This is a genomic window from uncultured Oscillibacter sp., assembly GCF_900546705.1.
Classification (GTDB): domain Bacteria; phylum Bacillota; class Clostridia; order Oscillospirales; family Oscillospiraceae; genus Oscillibacter.
The window spans coordinates 51,575-71,193 of sequence record NZ_URDP01000006.1 but is presented as its reverse complement, the minus strand read 5'-3'; the positions used below and the strand labels follow the sequence as shown (position 1 = coordinate 71,193).

The window sequence follows — 19,619 nt, the reverse complement described above, 5'->3', positions numbered from 1 at the left end:
CCAGCCGGGCCACCCGGGTCATGTCCTGGAAGCTGCCGGCGGAGAAGCCCCGGCGGCGCTGGGCCTCCGGCGACTTGACGTAGGCGCTGGAGGCGATGTGGGCCAGCTGAGAGGTGAAGGCGATAATGCGGTCGTGCTCTTCCGGGGTGGAGAAGGTGAGTCCCGCAAAGCCCACGTCCAGAAAGAAGGCCTTCAGCGTCTCCAGAAGCTGCATGTCTGTGCGCTTGTCCGGCGTGAGGATCATGGACGCGCCCACGTAGAGGTCATCGGTGGCGGCAGTAAAGCCGCCCCGCTCCCGACCGGCCATGGGGTGGCCGCCGATGTAGGCAAAGCCATACTGCTCCGCTACCGGGGCGATAGCTGCCACCACGCTGCGCTTGACGCCGCAAAGATCCACCACGATGGCGGACTTGGAGATGGCGGCGGCATGGGACTTCACCCAGTCGATGGCGGCCTGGGGCCGGATGGCCACCAGAAGAAGATCGCACTGGGGCAGGTTCTCCTCCGTCAGCGGGGCGTCGATGGCACCGCACATGCGGGCCATGGTCATGGTTTCAGCACTCAGGTCCGTGCCGTAAACGGTGTGGCCTGTGCGGGCTTTGATGCTCTTGGCCATGGAGCCGCCGATCAGGCCCAGACCCACAATTCCAACGTTCATGCCTTACTCCTCCATGGCCTTGACGGCGTCATGCAGCTTGTAGAGCTTTTTGGCCAGGGCGTCGAACGCCTCGGGCTTCAGGGACTGGGGACCGTCGCACAAAGCGTGGGCCGGGTCATTGTGAACCTCGATCAAAAGACCGTCGGCGCCGGTGGCCACGGCACCCATGGCCAGGGGGTCCACCAGCCAGCTCTTGCCGGTGGCGTGGCTGGGATCGATGATGATGGGCAGGTGGGTCAGCTTGCGAAGGACGGGGATGCAGGCCAGGTCCAGCGTGTTGCGGGTGTAGGTCTCAAAGGTGCGGATGCCCCGTTCGCAGAGGATGACGTTTTCGTTGCCGCCGGCCATGACGTACTCGGCGCTCATGAGCCACTCCTCGTAGGTGGCGGACATGCCCCGCTTGATCATCACGGGCTTTTCCTGACGGCCCACGGCCTTCAGAAGGTCGAAGTTCTGCATGTTTCTCGCGCCGATCTGGATCACGTCCACGTCCTTGAACAGGGGAAGCTGGCTCAGGTCCATGAGCTCGGTGACGATGGGCAGTCCCGTCTCCTGGCGGGCCACCTTCAAATACTCCAGGCCCGTGGCACCCAGACCCTGGAAGGAGTAGGGGGAGGTGCGGGGCTTGAAGGCACCGCCCCGGAGCATGGTGGCGCCGCTCTTTTTGACGGCTTTGGCAATGGCCACCACCTGCTCCTCGCTCTCTACGGAGCAAGGGCCGGCCATAATGGTCAGGTTGCCGCCGCCGATCTGGGTGTTGCCCACCTTGACCACGGTGTCCTCGGGATGGAACTTGCGGTTGGCGTTCTTGTAGGGCTCCTGCACCCGCTTGACATCTTCCACAATGTCCAGCGCGGCGATCAGGTCGATGTCCAGCTGGGAGGTGTCGCCCACCAGGCCCAGAATGGTGTGAGCCTCACCGATGCTGGTGTGGATGATGATGCCCTTTTCCTGAAGCCAGGAAATCAGGCTTTCCAGTTGGTCGCGGTTGGGGTTGTGTTTGAGAACGACGATCATAGAGAATCCCTCCTGAATATGGTTCATGAATAAAAAACGTCCGCAGCCGGTTGGCTGCGGACGAGGATGGACGGGTAGCTTTCAAGCGCCCCACTCACGCACACACACGTTCAGCACAACCGAAATAAGCCTTACCATAAAAATAGGTAAAGCTAAAGTAACGGTATTCAGCTGCGAACATGGTGTGGTTCATAGATGGAGTTCCTTTCGGGCACTTTAGATATTTAAAGGATAACACCAGCCGGGGAAAAAGGAAAGTGACAATTCTGACAAACAAGCAGAAAAAATCTGGCGTTTTTTCACAGAAACTGCCAGGAGCGTCGGCTCAGGCAGCCGCCGGACGCACACCGGCCATGAGCATGGCCGTGGCCTGGAGAATGTACTGCACGTCCCGCTGCATGGAGGCCTGGGACTCCATATACTGCCGGTGCAGTTCCTCGATGGCGGCGGTCAGATCTGCCCGGAACTGCTGGCGGCGCAGGCTGCGAAAGCGCAGGTACTGGGCAAGGTAGGAGCGCAGGTCGTCCTCGTACTGCCGATGGGCCACCAGGCTCTCCGGGTAGTTTTCGTTGTGGGGATAGGTAAAGGCGTCGGCCAGATAGTGGGTGAGCTTGCCCAGCGTGTAGTACTGCCACATGGTCCAGCGCCGGCGGTTTTGCAGCTTGGCGATGTGAGAGGCGATATAGGGCTGGGAGTTGGAGTAGTTATGTCCCCGCAGCTTGCGGGCCCGGCGGGAGCCTTTCAGATAGGTGAGGGGATTGCAATCGGGCTGAAAGGAACCGAACAGGAACGCCAGCTCGAAGCGGCGGGCGGAAAAGCCGTCCTGGGCATGTAAAAGCGTGGATGCGAGAAGCTTATGACTGCGTTTTTGCACGAGGCACCTCCATACCGAGTTTTTTACGACAAGCAGAGTATAGCACGGGTCCTGTGGGTGGTGCAAGCAAAAAAAGTTAAAATAAATGTTAACAGGATTTTAGCGGGCGGACAGACGTCCTTGTGTCGAAACGCTGAAAATGGCGCCGGGGCGCTTCTTGGGTTTGACTTCCGGCGGGGAAGCCTCTAGAATGAGAGAAACTTTTCGCATAAGTCAGGTGTTGCATCATGAAAATCATTTTACAAGTGGCGCTGCTGTTCGGCATTTGCTGGCTGAGCCAATGTGTGGAAGCCGTGCTTCCCTTTGCCCTGCCGGCCAGTATCATCGGTATGGCTGCGCTGCTGATTCTGCTGGGGATCGGCGTCATCCGCACGGAACACATCCAGGAAAAGTCCGACTTCCTGCTGGGGAATCTTCCCTTTTTCTTTGTCCCGGCAGTGGTGTCCATTATAAATTACGTGGACGTGCTGCGGAGCAATCTGGTGGCGCTGCTGGTGATCTGCGTCGTGTCCATGGTGGTGACCTTCGCTGTGACGGTGTGGGCCGTCCGGCTGACGCTCAAGTGTATGGAAAGGGGGAAGCGGAGATGATGGAGCTGACATCCTCGTCCTTTTTTGGCATCGCTCTGACGGCTCTTTGCTATGTGCTGGGTGTGAAAATTCAGAAAAAGACAGGTCTTGTAATCTGCAACAGCCTGGTACTGGCTTCGCTGATGATCATCGCCGTTTTGGTGGTGTTCCATATTCCCTACGAAAACTATGATGTGGGCGGCAGCCTCATCAACCTCTTTTTGTCCCCCGCCACTGTGTGTATCGCCATGTCGGTGTACGCTCAGCGGGAGATGCTGAAGAAAAATCTGCTGCCCATTCTGGTGGGATGCACGGCGGGGGCGGTGGCGTCCGTGGCGTCGGTGTGGGTACTGTGCCGGCTGTTCGGCCTGGATGCGTCGCTGACGGCATCGCTGCTGCCCAAGTCCGTCACCACCCCCATTGCCACGGCGGTTGCCGAGGGCCACGGCGGCATCGTGCCGATTACAGTGGCGGCGGTGATCTTTACCGGCATTCTGGGCAATTTGTGCGCGCCGCTGCTGATCCGGCTGCTGCGGGTGCGGAACCCCATGGAGGCCGGACTGGCCATCGGCGCATGCAGCCACGCGCTGGGTACGGCCAAGGCGCTGGAGATGGGTGAGACGGAGGGAGCCATGAGCGGCATTGCCATTGGCCTTTGCGGCATCGTCACCACCATCCTGGCCCTGTTTTTCGGACTGATCCTCTGAGGGCACAAAAAGCCGCCCGTCCCATTGGGACGGGCGGTTTTTTTTGTTCTGTCAGACGGAGAACAGCAAATCGGCATACACCGGGAAGGGCCAGTACTCCTTGGCGGTGATGGTCTCCAGCTGATCCGCCGCCGTGCGGGCAGCCTTCATGTCCGGCGTCAGCACGTCGTGGCTGTACACCATGGCGCGGGTGGGCTCGGCGGGAGTGGCGGCAATGTCCCCGGCCATCTTGTCGCAAAGGCCGGACAGCTGGTCGGTCAGTTCCGACACCTTGGCGGCGGTGGAGGTCTCGAAGCCGCAGGCAACGCCAAGGGCCTTCTTCTCCGCGGCCCGGCCGCACAAGGCACCGGCGTAAGCGGAGACGGCAGGCAGGATCTCGTGGCGGATCATGTCCACCATGGTCTTGGCCTCGATGGCAATGACATTGGTGTAGTTTTCAATATGGATCTCGGCCCGGGCGTTGATCTCCTCTTCCGTATAGATACCGTGCTTGACGAACAGGTCGATGTTCTTCCGGGCGGTGTACATGGGCAGGGCATCCACGGTACACGTGAAGTTGCACAGACCGCGGCGCTCGGCCTCGGCAATCCAGGCGTCATCGTAGCCGTTGCCGTTGAAGATGATGCGCTGGTGATCGGTGAACGTCTTTTTGATGAGGGCCTGGAGATCCTCCTGGAAGTGTTCGGACTTTTCCAGCTGGTCGGCGAACTGCTCCAGCTCCTCGGCCATAATGGTGTTGAGGGCGATGTTGGGGCCGGAGATGGACTGAGAGGAGCCCAGCATCCGGAACTCGAACTTGTTGCCGGTAAAGGCCATGGGGGAGGTGCGGTTGCGGTCGGTGTTGTCCTGACTGATGGCGGGCAGCACATCCACGCCGATTTGCAGGGTGCGCTTGCCATGCTCTTTGAACTCGGTGCCGCGGATGATGGAGTCCACCACGGCGCCCAACTCGTCGCCCAGGAAGATGGACAGCACGGCAGGCGGCGCCTCCTGGGCGCCCAGCCGGTGGTCGTTGCCGGCAAAAGCAACCGTGGCCCGGAGGAAGTCCTGATATTCATCCACACCCTTGACGAAGGCCGCCAAAAACAGCAGGAATTGGGCGTTTTGACGGGGAGTGGAGCCGGGGCGGAACAGATTCTTGCCGGTGTCGGTGCCCAGGGACCAGTTGTCGTGCTTGCCGGAGCCGTTGACGCCGGCAAAGGGCTTTTCGTGGAGCAGGCAGACCAGACCGTGCCGGTCGGCCACCTTCTTCATCATCTCCATGGTCAGCTGGTTTTTGTCGCAGGCGTCGTTGGCGTCCGTGAAAATGGGGGCCATCTCGTGCTGAGAGGGGGCCACCTCGTTGTGCTTGGTCTTGCTGAGCACACCCAGAGCCCACAGCGTTTCATCCAGGTCCTTCATGTAGGCAGCGACCCGGGGCTTGATGGCACCGTAGTAGTGGTCATCCAGCTCCTGGCCCCGGGGGGGCTTGGCACCGAAGAGGGTGCGGCCGGTCATCCGCAGGTCCATCCGCTTGGAGTAGAGATCCTTGTCAATGAGGAAGTACTCCTGCTCGGGGCCCACCTGGGGCGTGACACGCTTGGTTTCCGTGTCACCGAACAGCCGCAAAATCCGCACCGCCTGGCGGCTGACCTCATCCATGGACCGAAGCAGGGGGGTCTTTTTGTCCAGGGCCTCACCGCCGTAGGAGCAGAAGATGGTGGGGATGCAGAGGGTGCCTTCCTTGATGAAGGCAAAAGAAGTGGGGTCCCAGGCGGTGTAACCCCGGGCCTCGAAAGTGGCCCGCAGACCGCCGGAGGGGAAGGAGGATGCGTCGGACTCGCCGCGCACCAGCTCTTTTCCGGAGAACTCCATCATGACCTTGCCGCCGCCCACCGGGGAGATGAAGCTCTCGTGCTTTTCGGCGGTGACGCCGGTCATGGGCTGGAACCAGTGGGTGAAATGGGTGGCGCCCTTTTCCACGGCCCACTGCTTCATGGCTTCTGCGATCTCGTTGGCGGTGGCCAGATCCAGCGACGTGCCGTCGGTGATGCATTTTTTCCAGGCGCTGTAGGATGCGGAAGAAAGCCGCTCTTTCATGGTCTCTTCATTAAAAACCATGCTCCCAAACAGGTCCGGAAGCTTGGGTGTGGTGCTCATACGTTCATCCTCCTCTATTTCCTTACTATAAAGAGTACCATAAAATTGCGGGAACGCAATGGGTAATACCTATAAAAATCGCGGAATTCACTTCCCGCTCTCGCCGTAGTTTGACAAACAGCGGGCGGAGGGGTCATCCACGTCACAGCCGGCCCAATCCTTGTTGGGCATCCAGTAGTCGGCAATCATGGCCGCCTGGCCGGGATAGTATTTTTCAAAGATCTCCCGGTAGAGGAGGCTCTCCTTGGTGAACGGCGTGCGGTAGGAGTACTTCTGACGCAGCGTCTCAAATTCCTCGTCGGTGTAGGTCTCCTCGGCATAGGCTTTCAGATCGTCCACCATGGAGTGGCCCACCGCGTCGGAGAAAGCGGCTTTCTGGCGCCAGAGAATGTCGTCGGGCAGCAGGTGATCCTTCTCAAAGGCGTGGCGCAGCAGATACTTGCCCATGTTGTAGGTGTTGAGCTTCATGGCCGGATCGATGGACATGACGTACTTGACAAAATCCAGGTCGCCGAAGGGAACCCGGGCCTCCAGGGAGTTGACGGAGATGCAGCGGTCGGCCCGCAGCACGTCGTACATGTGCAGTTCCTCGATCCGCTTCTGGGACTCTCTCTGGAACGCCTCGGCACTGGGGGCAAAGTCCGTGTACTTGTAGCCGAACAGTTCGTCGGAGATCTCACCGGTGAGCAGCACCCGCACGTCGGTGCGCTCGTGGATGGCCTTGCAGCAAAGGTACATGCCGATGCTGGCCCGGATGGTGGTGATGTCCCAGGTGCCGAGCAATGCAATGACCTTCTCCAGGGCGTCCAGCACTTCCTGTCGGGTCATGGTCACCTCCATGTGATCGGCGCCGATGTAGTCGGCCACCTCCCGGGCGTACTTGAGGTCGATGGGATCGGTGTCCATGCCGATGGCGAAGGTGCGGATCTTCTTGCCCAGCACCTTGGAGCTGATGGCGCACACCAGAGAGGAGTCCAGGCCGCCGGAGAGCAGGAAGCCTAAGGGGGCGTCCGCGTCCAGCCGCTTATCCACGGCAGCAATCAGCCGGTCCCGGATGCCCTTGCACACGGTGTCCAGATCGTCGTGAATGTAGTGGTCCACATGGGTCAGGTCGGCATAGCGGACGAACTTGCCGCCGGCATAGTAGTGGCCCGGAGGGAAGGGGAAGACCTTGCCGCAAAGGCCCACCAGGTTTTTGGCCTCGCTGGCGAACACAATGCCGCCGTCGGTGTCGTAGCCGTAGTACAGCGGGCGGATGCCGATGGGGTCCCGGGCGGCGATCAGCTCGCCGGTGGCACCGTCATAGAGAACGAGGGCGAACTCCGCGTCCAGCATGGCGAACATGTCCAGGCCGTGTTCCCGGTACAAAGGCAGCAGCACCTCGCAGTCACTGCCGCTCTGGAAGGTATAGCCCTTTTCCATCAGCTGGCGGCGCAGGCGGCGGAAGCCGTAGATCTCGCCGTTGCAGACCACGTAGTCGTCCCCCAGCTGGAACGGCTGCATGCCGGCCTCCGTCAGGCCCATGATGGCCAGACGGTGGAAGCACAGGTAGCCGGTGGGCGTCTCAATGATGCGGGACATGTCCGGCCCCCGGGAGAGGGTACGGTCAAAGTAAGGACGGATCTCCGCCTTGGAGCGGGTTTTCTTGGAAAAGCCCATGATGGAACACATAAAAAAGCACCTCCGGAAAATAAAAAACGCAGCTTCCTCCTAAAATTTTAGGACGAATAGCTGCGATCCGCGGTGCCACCTAACTTGCCCCCGAAAGGGCCCCTTTCCCGGCTCTAACAAGCCTGTGTGATGTAACGATCACAACTCGTCGCACTTACTGACGGAAGCCTCCGCGTTCGGATTGCGGCTCCGGAGTGTTCTTCCCGCCGGTTCTTTGGTACGGGGTTTCCACTCTCCCCCGCTCACTGGACCGGAACGCCTGCGGTACTTTTCTCCATCAACGCCGTTTGGTTTATCAACTTTGATGTTTGGAGTGTACCACGCACGCACCGTTGGTGTCAACGGCAAAAGGAACAAAAATGCCGCCGGCTGAACCGGCGGCATTTTGGAAAAATCATCGTTTTGCACAAGGACACTTGTCCACCCGGCGCGGAACGCCTTTTACAGGGAGATTTCGGGCTTGTCCGTGGCAGCCTGGCTCAGCAGGGGACGGACCTTGGACAAAAAGGCGTCCACCTGGCTGGGGCAGCGTCCGATGTAGGCAGAGGGAGTCAGCACGGCCTCCATCTCCGCTTCCGTCATGCCGAAGGCGGGCTCGGCGGCCAAGCGGCTCAGCAGGTCGCACTTTTCGCCCTCCTTCATCCGGGCAGTGGCGGCCATGGAGCACTGGCGGATAATTTCGTGGAGCTCCTGGCGGTTGCCGCCCCGCTTGACGGCCTCCATCATGAGGTTTTCCGTGGCGATGAAGGGCAGATACTCCCGCACGGTGGCCTCCACCACCTTCTCGTTCACATGCAGCCCGTCGGTGACGTTCTGGCTCAGGCGCAGGATGGCGTCGGCGCAGAGGAAGCCCTCCGGCATGGAGATGCGGCGGTTGGCAGAGTCGTCCAGCGTCCGCTCCATCCACTGGACGGAGGCGGTCATGGGGGCGTTCATGGCGTCGGCCATGAGGTACCGGGACAAAGAGCAGATCCGCTCGGAGCGCATGGGGTTGCGCTTATAGGCCATGGCGGAGGAGCCGATCTGGTTTTTCTCGAAGGGCTCTTCCACCTGCCGGTCATGCTGCAGCAGGCGGATGTCGTTTGCCATCCGGTAGCAGCTCTGGGCGATGGCGGACAGGCACGAGAGAATCCGGCTGTCCACCTTCCGGGGATAGGTCTGGCCGCAGACGTCGAAGCACGTGTTGAAGCCGAACTCGGCGCTGATCTGGCGGTTCATCTCGTCGATCTTGGCCTCGTCCCCGTCAAAGAGATCCAGGAAGCTGGCCTCCGTGCCGGTGGTGCCCCGGCAGCCCAAAAACTTCATGTGGGAGAGGACAAAGTCCAGCTCCTCCAGGTCGGAGAGGAAATCCTGCATCCACAGGGTGGCCCGCTTGCCCACGGTCACCAGCTGGGCGGGCTGATAGTGGGTGTAGCCCAGGGTGGGCGTGGCCTTGTAGGTTTCGGCAAACCGGCTGAGGTTGGCCAGTACAGCCAGAAGCTGGCCCCGCAGGTACTTGAGGCCCTCCCGGTAGAGAATCAGGTCGGCATTGTCGGTGACATAGCAGCTGGTGGCACCCAGGTGGATGATGCCGGCGGCACCGGGTGCGGCCTTGCCGTAGGTGTAGACGTGGGCCATGACATCGTGGCGGACTTCCTTTTCACGGGCTGCGGCCATTTCGTAGTCGATATCGGTGATGTGGGCTTCCAGCTCAGCCACCTGCTCTGCCGTGACGGGCAACCCTAAGTTATGCTCTGCCCGGGCCAGGGCCACCCACAGCCGCCGCCAGGTCTGAATGCGCATGTCGGCGGAGAACAGATGCAGCATGAAATCGGAGGCGTACCGGGACGCCAGAGGGGATTCGTAGCGGTCTTTGGACATGGTAAAGGTCCACCTTTCTTCAATTCAAAAGTAAGGAGGCACCCGAATGGGTGCCTCCGGAGAGTACGGTCCGTTTCGCCGGAGGCGAAGCTTGGATGGAAGAGAGTCTCGTCTCTCTTGAAAAGATTTAACGCAGGATGATGGCGTCCCGCTCGGCCCCCACGGACACGTAGGTGATGGGGCAGCCGATGGCCTTTTCCACGTACTCCACATAGTCCCGGGCAGCCTGGGGCAGATCCTCCCACTTGCGCACGCCGGAGATGTCGCATTTCCAGCCGGGCATGGACTCCCACACGGGCTTGGCGTCAGGCAGCACGGCGGGGAAGGGGAAGTAGTCGATCTGCTGGCCGTTGAGCATGTAGTGGGCGCAGATGGGGATCTCGTCCATGTAGCTGAGCACGTCCAGCTTGGTCAGGGCAATGTCCGTGGCGCCCTGGCACTGCACGCCATAGCGGGTGGCCACCAGATCAATGGGGCCCACCCGGCGGGGGCGGCCCGTCTTGGCGCCGTACTCGCCGCCGGCCTGACGGAGCTGCTCGGCCTCATCGCCAAACCACTCACAGGTGAAGGGGCCTTCGCCCACGCAGGAGGAGTAGGCCTTCACCACACCCACGATCTTGTCCAGCTTGGCGCAGGGCAGGCCGGAGCCCACCGGGGCGTAGGCGGCAATGGCGTTGGAGGAGGTGGTCATGGGGTAGATGCCGTAGTCCAGGTCCCGCAAAGAGCCCAGCTGCGCCTCAAAGAGAATGGACTTTCCTTCGGCCTGGGCCTGACGCAGGAAAGCACCGGTGTCGCAGATGTAGGGCTTGATCTTCTCGCCGTAGTCCGCCACCCAGGCCTTGAGGTCATCCATGGTGTAGGGCTTTGCGCCGTAGACCTTGGTGAGGGTCAGGTTCTTCCACTCCAGGATGCCTTCCAGACGATCCCAAAGCTTTTCAGGGTAGAGCAGCTCGCCGGCCATGATGGTCTTTTTCTGGTACTTATCGGAGTAGAAGGGGGCGATGCCCTGCTTGGTGGAGCCGTACTTCTTGTCAGCCAGCCGTGCCTCCTCCAGACCGTCCAGATCCCGGTGCCAGGGCAGCAGCAGGGAGGCCCGGTCACTGACCTTCAGGTTCTCAGGGCTGATGGACACACCCTTGGAGGTCACGTCCTGCATCTCCGTCCACAGGCTCTCGCAGTCCAGCGCCACACCGTTGCCCAGGACGTTTACCACGCCCTTGCGGAAAATGCCGGAGGGCAGCAGGTGCAGGGCGAATTTGCCCAGCTCGTTGACCACAGTGTGGCCGGCGTTGCCGCCGCCTTGATACCGGACGACCACATCATAGTCGCTGGTGAGCAGATCCACCATGCGGCCCTTGCCCTCGTCGCCCCAGTTGATGCCTACGATGGCGCAATTTGACATAATAAAAACCCTCCCGGTTTTACATTTACGGGTGTAATGTATTGGGCCATAAGCGCCCAACCTAAACCATTATATCGGGTGTTTTTTCATAAGTAAAGAACAAAGTGGTAATATCGGCAATAAATTTCCCTAATAGGTCGACCTTTTTTCCCGGGAGAACCGCCGGACAAAAAACTTTCCAAACGGGACAGGCTGTGATATACTTTTGCAGAAAACATGAGGAGAGGTCGTGCACATCTATGAAAGCCATCGGGTTTGATAACCAGAAATATCTGACTACCCAGTCCGAGCAGATCAAGCGGCGCATCGCCCAGTTCGGCGGCAAGCTGTACCTGGAGTTCGGCGGCAAGCTGTTCGATGACTACCACGCGTCCCGGGTGCTGCCGGGCTTTGAGCCGGACAGCAAAATCCGGATGCTGCAGCAGCTTCAGGAGGATGTGGAGATTGTCATCGCCATCAACGCCTCGGACATCGAAAAAAACAAGGTGCGGGGCGACCTGGGGATTACCTATGATGAGGATGTGCTGCGGCTGATCGACATTTTCCGCCAGCTGGGGCTGTATGTGGGCAGCGTGGTCATGACCCGGTACAGCGGCCAGGCGGCGGCAGACGCCTTTTTGAAGCGGCTCACTGCCCTGGGCATCCGCTGCTACCGACACTATCCCATTGCCGGCTACCCGTCCGACGTTGCCCATATCGTCAGTGACGAGGGCTTGGGCAAAAATGACTACATCGAGACTAGCCGCTCGCTGGTGGTGGTGACGGCGCCGGGCCCCGGCAGCGGCAAGATGGCCACCTGCCTTTCTCAGCTCTATCACGACAACAAGCGGGGCATCACCGCCGGCTACGCCAAGTTTGAGACGTTCCCCATCTGGAACCTGCCTCTCAAGCACCCGGTGAACTTGGCCTACGAGGCGGCTACGGCGGACCTCAACGACGTGAACATGATCGACCCGTTCCACCTGGAGGCCTACGGCAAGACCGCCGTCAACTACAACCGGGACGTGGAAATCTTCCCGGTGCTGAGTACGATCTTTGAAAAGATTCAGGGCAAGTCCCCCTACCAGTCCCCCACGGACATGGGTGTGAACATGGCGGGCAACTGCATTGTGGACGATGCGGTGTGCTGTGCTGCCAGCCGTATGGAGATCCTGCGCCGGTATTACACCGCCTGTGTGGAGCGGCTCCAGGGCAAGTGCGGGGACGAGCCGGTGCGCAAACTGGAGCTGGTCATGCAGCAGGCCGGTGTCACGCCGGAGATCTGCCCGGCGGTGTCCGCGGCCCTTTTGAAAGCGGAGACCACGGGAGGCCCCGCCGGCGCCATGGTGCTGCCGGACGGCCGGGTGGTCACCGGCAAGACGTCCGACACGTTGGGCGCGGCCTCGGCACTGCTGCTCAACGCCCTCAAGGCACTGGGTGGTATTGACGACCAGTTCGAGCTCATCTCCGCCCAGGTGCTGGAGCCGGTGTGCAGACTCAAGACAGAGTATCTGGGCCACAAAAACCCCCGGCTCCACACGGACGAGGTGCTGATGGCGCTGACCATCTCCGCTCTGACCAATCCCCTGGCGGAGCTGGCCCAGCAGCAGCTGCCCAAGCTCCGGGGCTGTGACGCCCACTTTACAGTGGTGCTCAGCGAGGTGGATGAGAACCTGCTGCGCCGCCTGGGCATCAATGTCAGCTGCGAGCCCCGGTATGAGACAAAGAAGCTCTACCATAAATAACATACGAAAGACGGCGGCGCCCGGGGACTGGACGCCGCCTTTTTCTCCCGCCGGGCGGGAGACGGCAGAAAGGAAGCCCTATGGATCGAATTATTGAACAAATTGCAGCCGAGCTGGGCAAGGAGCCCCGGCATGTGGAAAACGTGGTGCGGTTGCTGGACGAGGGAAATACCATCCCCTTCATCGCCCGCTACCGCAAAGAGCTTCACGGTGCCATGGACGATACATCCCTGCGCACCCTGGAAGAGCGGCTGAAATACCTGCGGGGACTGGATGAACGTCGGGAAAGCGTGAAAAAGTCCATTGCCGATCAGGGGAAGCTGACGGAGGAGCTGGCGGCGTCCATCGACAAAGCCGGTACCTTGTCCGAGCTGGAGGATCTGTACCGGCCCTATAAGCAAAAGCGCCGTACCCGGGCCACCATCGCCCGGGAGAAGGGACTGGAGCCCCTGGCAGACGTGCTGTTTGCCCAGAGAGCGGACTGTCCGCTGCCTCTGGAGGCCGCCGCGGCCTATGTGGACGCGGAAAAGGGAGTGGAGACGGCGGAAGCGGCTCTTGCCGGCGCCGGCGACATCATCGCCGAACGCCTCAGCGACGACGCGGCGCTGCGGGGCAAGCTGCGGACGCTGCTGGAGAAAAACGCCGTGCTCCACAGTACGGCGGCCACGGACGAGGATACGGTTTACCGGCTCTATTACGATTTCACCCAGGCGCTCTCCCGGCTCCAGGGCCACCAGATCCTGGCCATCAACCGGGGTGAGCGGGAGGAAAAGCTGAAGGTGAGTGTGGAACTGGACCGGGAGCTGGCGCTGCGGACGGTGCGCCGCTATGCAGTCATTCCCGGCAGCGCGGCCATGGAATTTGTCAAGGCTGCGGCGGAAGATGCCTATGACCGCCTGATCTTCCCCTCCCTGGAGCGGGAGGCCCGCTCGGCGCTGACGGAAAAGGCCGGCGAGGGCGCCATCGGCCAGTTTGCCCTGAATCTCAAGCCGCTTTTGATGCAGCCGCCGGTCAAGGGAAAGGTCACTATGGGCCTGGACCCGGGTTACCGGATGGGCTGCAAGGTGGCGGTGGTGGACGGAACCGGCAAGGTGCTCGATACCGCCGTGGTCTATCCCACCTACGGCGAGCGGCAGAAAAAGGAGGCCATCGCCACCCTGGCAAAGCTCATCCGCCGCTACGGCGTGGAGCACATCGCCATCGGCAACGGTACCGCCAGCCGGGAGACGGAGCAGATGGCGGTGGAGCTGATCCGCCAGGTGAACAGCGAGGGCGCCCATGTGAGCTATATGATCGTCTCCGAGGCAGGAGCCAGCGTGTACTCCGCCAGCCCCCTGGCGGCGGAGGAGTTTCCGGACTACGATGTGAACCTGCGCAGCGCCGTGTCCATCGCCCGGCGGCTTCAGGACCCCCTGGCGGAGCTGGTGAAGATCGATCCCAAGGCCATCGGCGTGGGTCAGTACCAGCACGACTGTCCGCAAAAACACCTGGACGAGGCGCTGGACGGGGTGGTGGAGGACTGCGTCAACGCCGTGGGCGTGGACGTGAATACCGCCTCGCCGTCCCTCTTGCAGCATGTGGCGGGTCTTACCGCCGCCACGGCAAAAAACGTGGTAGCCTATCGGGAGGAAAACGGCCCCTTTACCTCCCGTAAGCAGATTTTGAAAGTCCCCAAGCTGGGACCCAAGGCCTTTGAGCAGTGTGCGGGCTTTTTGCGGGTGCCGGAGAGCAAGAGCGTCCTGGACAATACCGCCGTCCACCCGGAGAGCTACGCGGCGGCGGAAAAGCTGCTCTCCCTTACGGGCCACACCCTGGCTGACGTGGCCGCAGGGAAGCTGGGAGACCTTTGGGCCCAGGTGAAGGCCTACGGCGAGGACAAGGCCGCGGCGGAGTGCGGCGTGGGCGTGCCGACCCTGCGGGACGTAGCGGCGGAGCTGATGAAGCCCGGCCGGGACATCCGGGATGAGCTGCCCAAGCCCGTTTTGCGTACGGACGTGCTGGAGATCAAGGACCTGAAGCCCGGCATGGAGCTCACGGGCACCGTCCGCAATGTCATTGACTTCGGCGTGTTCGTGGACATCGGCGTCCATCAGGACGGCCTGGTGCATATCTCCCAGGTGGCAGACAAGTTCATCCGTCACCCGTCGGAGGTGGTGTCCGTGGGCGACGTGGTGAAGGTAGTGGTGCTGGACGTGGACGAGAAGAAAAAGCGCATCAGCCTCAGTATGCGGCAGGCGGGAAAGTGACCGCTGTTCAACAGACGGAGAAAGGAGCAGAGCCATGATTCTGACCATTGACCGGGTAAACGATCTTTTGGACGAGATGGCGGAGGAGTTCCCCAAGGCCCTCTTTGACGGGCTCAACGGCGGCGTGAACCTTCTGGAAGAGGCTCTGCCGGACCCGGACTTTCCCCCGGGGGAGATGTACATTCTGGGAGAGTACTGCCACGATCTTCTGGGCTGCTACGTCAATCTCTACTACGGCTCCTTTGCGGCGCTGGCCCAAAAGGAGGACTGGGACGAGGATACCTGGGCCGACGAGCTCTACACCACCCTATCCCATGAGCTGACCCACTACATGGAGGAACGGGGCGGGCTCCACGCCCTGGACGACCGGGACGCGGAGGAGCTGGAGCGTTACCGCCATGACAGGGGCCCTTCCTGAGAGCGGATGAGATATACCTTATAATAATATGAAAAGGCCCCGGAGAACTACGGTTCTCCGGGGACCTGTTTTTCGGAGCTGTATGCTCAGCGCAGACGATCCACCAGATACGGGATGGCCTGTTCGAAGTCTACGCCGTACCAGGGGTGCTTGGGATTTTCCAGCGTAGCGCGGATGCATTCCACTGTGTAATCCGCCGCCAGGGCCAGGGCGTCGCCCAGGGACTTGCCCCGCATAAGGGCGCCCACGCAGGTGGAGGCAAACACATCGCCGGTGCCGTGGAAGCTGGCGGGCAGATGCTCAGTGAAGTAGCTGCCGTACTCGCCGGTGACCTGATCGTAGTACATAACGCCCAGCTTGCCCTCCTGGAAGCTCACGCCGGTGAGGGCTACGTACCGGGGGCCCAGCTTGGCCAGAGCCTGGAGCATCTGACGGATATAATCCTCATCATATTCCGTCTTGTAGGGCAGGCCGGTCAGCAGGCTGGCCTCCGTCAGGTTGGGGACAATGAGGTCGGCCTTGGCGCAGACTTTGGCCATGGCGGCGGGAAAGTCCGCATCGAAGGCGGGATAGAGCTTGCCGTTGTCTGCCATAACCGGATCCACCACAATGAGGTTTTCGGAGGTCTTGAACTGGTCGAAGAAGGCGCACACGTCGCCAATCTGCTCTTTGGAGGCCAGATATCCGGTGTAGATGGCGTCAAAACCGATCTGCTCGGCCTTCCAGTGGGCGGCGATGGGTGCGATCTGGTCGGTGAGGTCCGCACAGGTGAAATTCTGGAACATGGTGTGGGTGGACAGCACGGCGGTGGGCACAATGGAGCACTCCACACCCATGGCGGAGATAATGGGCAGCGCCACAGTCAAAGAGCACTTGCCCAGGCAGGAGATATCCTGAATGCTGACGATACGCTTCATATACAGCACTTCCTTTGCGTGTTTTGCCCAATTATAGCAGAGGAACTGGCCTGTCGAAAGAGCCAGTTATTAAAATTAAGATAAGGTCAGATTGCGGCGCGCTTTTCAAGTGAAAAAGCGGAAAGGCCCGGTCCGCAGCGGCGACTGCGGGCCGGGCCTTTCCATATGGAAAAGAGAGGGGAAGAGAAAACAAATTTATCAAGCTTTGCAGGGAGTCTCGGCTTCCACATTGATGTGGTGGCCGCTGTAATTGCCGGAGATCACTTTCACCTGATCTTTGGCGGCAGCCAGGATCTTGGAGAAGGAGATGCCGGTATCATAGCCCATTTCATTGAGCATCCACACCATATCCTCGGTGGAGAGGTTGCCGGAGGCGCCGGGAGCGAAGGGGCAGCCGCCCAGACCGCCCAGAGCGGACTGGACCTTGGTGACGCCGGCTTCCATGGCGGCCATGGTGTTCACCATGCCAAGGCCCCGGGTATCGTGGAAGTGCACCATCAGCTCCAGATCGGGATAGGCTTCCTTCACAGCACCGATCACGGCCTTGACCTGAGCGGGATCGGCGATGCCGATGGTGTCGCACAGACAGCAGGTAGTCATACCCGCGTCCTTGTAGTCCTTCAGGAACTTGACCACGGCGGCGGGGTCTTCGTACTTGCCCTCGAAGGGGCAGCCGAACGTAGTGGCCAGATCCACGATCACGTTCAGGTCGGGATAGGCGGCACGGATCTCCTTGTAAGCCTCCAGGGACTGCTCGTGGGTGCGGTTGATATTGGCCTTGTTGTGGCTTGCACTCAGAGACACCACATAGCAGACCTTTCTCAGGCCCAGCTCATAGGCGTTCTGAGCACCCCGCAGGTTGGGCACCAGGGCGAACAGATCCACATCGGGATACTTCTTCAAAACCACCTCGGTGACTGCCTTGGCATCGGAGAGCTGGGGAATGGCCTTGGGGCTGACAAAGGAGGTATACTCCATGTGCTTGACACCGGCGTTGACCAGATCGTCAATGACCTTGAGCTTCTGCTCCGTGGTAATCTGGGCGCATTTTACGCTCTGGAAGCCGTCCCGGGGGCCGACTTCGATGACGTCGATTTTCTGTTTCATATAACAGCGCCTCCTATTCTCAAATAACGCCCTTTTCCTTCAGCTCGGCAAGGCGGGCCTCATCAAAGCCCAGCATCTTGCCGAAGATCTCGGCGTTGTCCTCGCCCAGCAGCGGTGCGGGCTTGCGGGGGCAGGACTTGGTGCGGGTGAGCTTTTGGGCGGTGGCGGTGATGTGCAGCTTGCCGATGCCGGGCTGGTCGATTTCGGGGAACATATCCCGGGCGCCGGCGATCTGGGGATCGACCACCATGCGGTCAATGGTGTTCACCGCGCTGGCGGGGCAGCCGGCGCCGTTGAGCATCTTGTCGATTTCTTCGATGGTGTAGTTCTCGGTCCAGGCAGAGACGATCTCGCGCATGGCGTCGTGATTGGCCACCCGGTCCTTGACCTCCAGGAAACGGGGGTCGGTCTTCAGTTCCGGCTTGCCCATGACATCGCACAAAATGGCATAGAGCTTGTTGTTGCCGGCGGCGATGATGACGTTGCCGTCCTTGGCGGGGAAGGAGTCATAGGGATAGGTGGACTCATAGCGGTTGCCGATGCGCTGGGGAACACGGCCGGTAGCCTGATAGATCATGGTGATATTTTCCATGGCGGAGACCACGGAGTCCACCAGAGCCACATCCACCTTCTCGCCAAGGCCCGTCTTCTGACGGTTTACCAGAGCGGCCAGCACGCCAATGGCCAGGTTCAGTCCGCCCAGTACGTCGCCCATGGGCGTACCCACACGGGTGGGCTGTCCGCCGGGCCAACCGGTGGTGCTCATGAGGCCGCCCATGGCCTGGCCCACGATATCATAGCCGGCGCGCTTGCTCAGGGGGCCGGTGTGGCCGAAGCCGGAGACGGCGCCGTAGATAATGGAGGGGTTGACCTCCTTGAGTACGTCATATCCAAGGCCCAGCTTTTCCATGGTGCCGGGACGGTAGTTCTCGATGACTACATCGGCCTTCTTCACCATTTCCTTGAAGATCTCCTTGGCCTCGGGGTCCTTCAGGTTCAGGGTGCAGCCGATCTTGCTGCGGTTGAAGTTGGCATAGTAAACGCTGTTGCCGTTGACGAAGGGACCCATCTTGCGGGTATCGTCACCGCCCTTGGGATTTTCCACCTTGATGACCGTGGCACCCATATCGGCCAGGATCATGCCGCAGTAGGGACCGGCCAGAACCCGGGTCAGGTCCAGAACCACAACACCGTCCAGCAAGCCTTTTTCGTTTTCCATTATTGTAACCTCTTTTCAAAATCGTTTTGCCAGTCTGGTTCAATGTGCTTTTGCAAAATTATGAAAGCAAAAAATATGCCAAGTAAAAAATGGGGAAAACCGCCGGGAAAGCGGGGAATGTGCCGCCGAATGTATCAAAGTATGTTGCTGTGTGATACAAAAATGCGTTGCACAATGTAACATACGCCGGAAGGGATGATTGTATTGCAGGGGTGGGTCTGGTATAATCGGGGGAGCCGCTGCGCGGCAAAATACGAAAACTGCGAGGAAATGGCATGGAAAATCTGTTTACAGGAACGGGAGAATATGTGGCCTCGGCGGAGCTGATGAGCGCCGTCAATGTGGCCATTACGCTGGAAAAGCCGCTTTTGATCAAGGGCGAGCCCGGCACGGGCAAAACGCTCCTGGCCAAGGCGGTGGCCGATGCACTGGGGGAGGAGCTGCTGGTGTGGAACGTGAAGTCCACCACCAAGGCCCAGGACGGCCTGTATGTATACGACGTGGTGCAGCGGCTCTACGACAGCCAGTTCGGTACCCACGGCGTGGACGATATTGCCCGTTACATCAAGCTGGGCAAGCTGGGTGAGGCGTTCCGCTCAGAGCAGCGGGTGGTGCTGCTGATCGACGAGATCGACAAGGCGGATCTGGAGTTTCCCAACGACCTTTTGTGGGAGCTGGACCGGATGGAGTTTTACATTCCTGAGACCGGGGAGACGGTACGCGCCCGGCACCGGCCGGTGGTCATTATCACTTCCAATGCGGAAAAGGAGCTGCCGGATGCGTTTTTGCGCCGCTGTGTGTTCCACTACATCGAATTTCCCGACCGGGAGCAGATGGAGCAGATCGTCCGGGTTCACTTCGGCGACCTGGAGCAGAATCTGCTGACCCAGGCGCTGGAGTCCTTCTACTGGGTGCGGGGCCTGCGGGATATGGAAAAGCGGCCCAGCACCTCGGAACTGGTGGACTGGCTGCGGGCACTGGTGGCCGGCGGTGTGGCGCCGGAGCGGATTGCCCGGGAGATCCCCTTTGCCGGTGTGCTGGTGAAAAAGGACAAAGACCTGCGGACGCTGCGCAAGGCGCTGGGGTGAGAC

General features: G+C 60.5%; 16 protein-coding genes. 6 read left to right on the top strand and 10 right to left on the bottom strand.

Annotation, left to right across the window (positions count from 1 at the left end):
* The 3 genes from QZS13_RS02705 to QZS13_RS02695 form a co-directional block, all read right to left on the bottom strand.
* Positions 1 to 658, bottom strand: a 658-nt coding sequence (locus tag QZS13_RS02705; RefSeq protein WP_295585174.1) for a prephenate dehydrogenase/arogenate dehydrogenase family protein, incomplete at its 3' end; no start/stop codon positions are given.
* Between the two features lie 3 nt (positions 659 to 661).
* Positions 662 to 1,675: a 3-deoxy-7-phosphoheptulonate synthase gene (gene aroF, locus QZS13_RS02700; RefSeq protein ID WP_295585172.1), complete on the bottom strand. Its 1,014-nt coding sequence runs from the start codon at positions 1,673 to 1,675 to the stop codon at positions 662 to 664.
* Between the two features lie 325 nt (positions 1,676 to 2,000).
* Complete coding sequence (locus QZS13_RS02695; RefSeq protein WP_295585170.1) at positions 2,001 to 2,549, bottom strand: zinc dependent phospholipase C family protein; 549 nt, start codon at positions 2,547 to 2,549, stop codon at positions 2,001 to 2,003.
* A gap of 227 nt (positions 2,550 to 2,776) precedes the next feature.
* Here QZS13_RS02695 and QZS13_RS02690 point away from each other — a divergent pair, with 227 nt between their 5' ends.
* Together QZS13_RS02690 and QZS13_RS02685 are read left to right on the top strand one after the other, a co-directional pair.
* A complete protein-coding gene (locus QZS13_RS02690) occupies positions 2,777 to 3,139 on the top strand; it encodes a CidA/LrgA family protein (RefSeq protein ID WP_295585168.1) in 363 nt (120 codons plus the stop codon).
* On the top strand, positions 3,136 to 3,825 hold the full coding sequence (locus tag QZS13_RS02685) for an LrgB family protein (protein WP_295585166.1): 690 nt from the start codon (positions 3,136 to 3,138) through the stop codon (positions 3,823 to 3,825). Before QZS13_RS02690 ends, QZS13_RS02685 begins: the two co-directional genes overlap by 4 nt.
* 51 nt (positions 3,826 to 3,876) lie before the next feature.
* On the opposite strand, the gene QZS13_RS02680 is transcribed toward QZS13_RS02685, so the two are convergent.
* The 4 genes from QZS13_RS02680 to QZS13_RS02665 form a co-directional block, all read right to left on the bottom strand.
* Positions 3,877 to 5,964 (bottom strand): glutamine synthetase III, encoded by a 2,088-nt coding sequence (locus QZS13_RS02680; protein WP_295585164.1) that lies wholly within the window; start codon positions 5,962 to 5,964, stop codon positions 3,877 to 3,879.
* Between the two features lie 87 nt (positions 5,965 to 6,051).
* Positions 6,052 to 7,635, bottom strand: coding sequence for an asparagine synthase B (asnB, locus tag QZS13_RS02675; RefSeq protein WP_295585162.1), 1,584 nt, complete (start codon positions 7,633 to 7,635; stop codon positions 6,052 to 6,054).
* A 441-nt stretch (positions 7,636 to 8,076) separates the two neighbouring features.
* Positions 8,077 to 9,495, bottom strand: a complete 1,419-nt coding sequence (purB, locus tag QZS13_RS02670; RefSeq protein ID WP_295585160.1) for an adenylosuccinate lyase — start codon at positions 9,493 to 9,495, stop codon at positions 8,077 to 8,079.
* A 127-nt stretch (positions 9,496 to 9,622) separates the two neighbouring features.
* A complete protein-coding gene (locus QZS13_RS02665) occupies positions 9,623 to 10,897 on the bottom strand; it encodes an adenylosuccinate synthase (RefSeq protein ID WP_295585158.1) in 1,275 nt (424 codons plus the stop codon).
* Between the two features lie 239 nt (positions 10,898 to 11,136).
* On the opposite strand from QZS13_RS02665, the gene QZS13_RS02660 reads away from it, so the two are divergent.
* The 3 genes from QZS13_RS02660 (at position 11,137) to QZS13_RS02650 (ending at position 15,285) form a co-directional block, all read left to right on the top strand.
* Entirely contained in the window at positions 11,137 to 12,621 is a 1,485-nt protein-coding gene (locus QZS13_RS02660) for a DUF1846 domain-containing protein (protein ID WP_295585156.1), read from the top strand.
* An 80-nt stretch (positions 12,622 to 12,701) separates the two neighbouring features.
* Positions 12,702 to 14,867, top strand: a complete 2,166-nt coding sequence (locus QZS13_RS02655) for a Tex family protein (RefSeq protein WP_295585154.1) — start codon at positions 12,702 to 12,704, stop codon at positions 14,865 to 14,867.
* Positions 14,868 to 14,901: 34 nt separating this feature from the next.
* On the top strand, positions 14,902 to 15,285 hold the full coding sequence (locus QZS13_RS02650) for a metallopeptidase family protein (RefSeq protein ID WP_295585152.1): 384 nt from the start codon (positions 14,902 to 14,904) through the stop codon (positions 15,283 to 15,285).
* An 86-nt stretch (positions 15,286 to 15,371) separates the two neighbouring features.
* On the opposite strand, the gene QZS13_RS02645 is transcribed toward QZS13_RS02650, so the two are convergent.
* The 3 genes from QZS13_RS02645 to QZS13_RS02635 all read right to left on the bottom strand — a co-directional run bounded on the left by QZS13_RS02645 (position 15,372) and on the right by QZS13_RS02635 (position 18,528).
* On the bottom strand, positions 15,372 to 16,202 hold the full coding sequence (locus QZS13_RS02645) for a pyridoxamine kinase (RefSeq protein WP_295585150.1): 831 nt from the start codon (positions 16,200 to 16,202) through the stop codon (positions 15,372 to 15,374).
* 198 nt (positions 16,203 to 16,400) lie between these two features.
* Positions 16,401 to 17,309, bottom strand: coding sequence for a hydroxymethylglutaryl-CoA lyase (locus QZS13_RS02640; RefSeq protein ID WP_295585148.1), 909 nt, complete (start codon positions 17,307 to 17,309; stop codon positions 16,401 to 16,403).
* Between the two features lie 19 nt (positions 17,310 to 17,328).
* Positions 17,329 to 18,528: a CaiB/BaiF CoA-transferase family protein gene (locus tag QZS13_RS02635; protein ID WP_295585145.1), complete on the bottom strand. Its 1,200-nt coding sequence runs from the start codon at positions 18,526 to 18,528 to the stop codon at positions 17,329 to 17,331.
* Between the two features lie 275 nt (positions 18,529 to 18,803).
* Here QZS13_RS02635 and QZS13_RS02630 point away from each other — a divergent pair, with 275 nt between their 5' ends.
* A complete protein-coding gene (locus tag QZS13_RS02630; RefSeq protein WP_295585143.1) occupies positions 18,804 to 19,616 on the top strand; it encodes a MoxR family ATPase in 813 nt (270 codons plus the stop codon).
* Positions 19,617 to 19,619 lie beyond the last annotated feature (3 nt).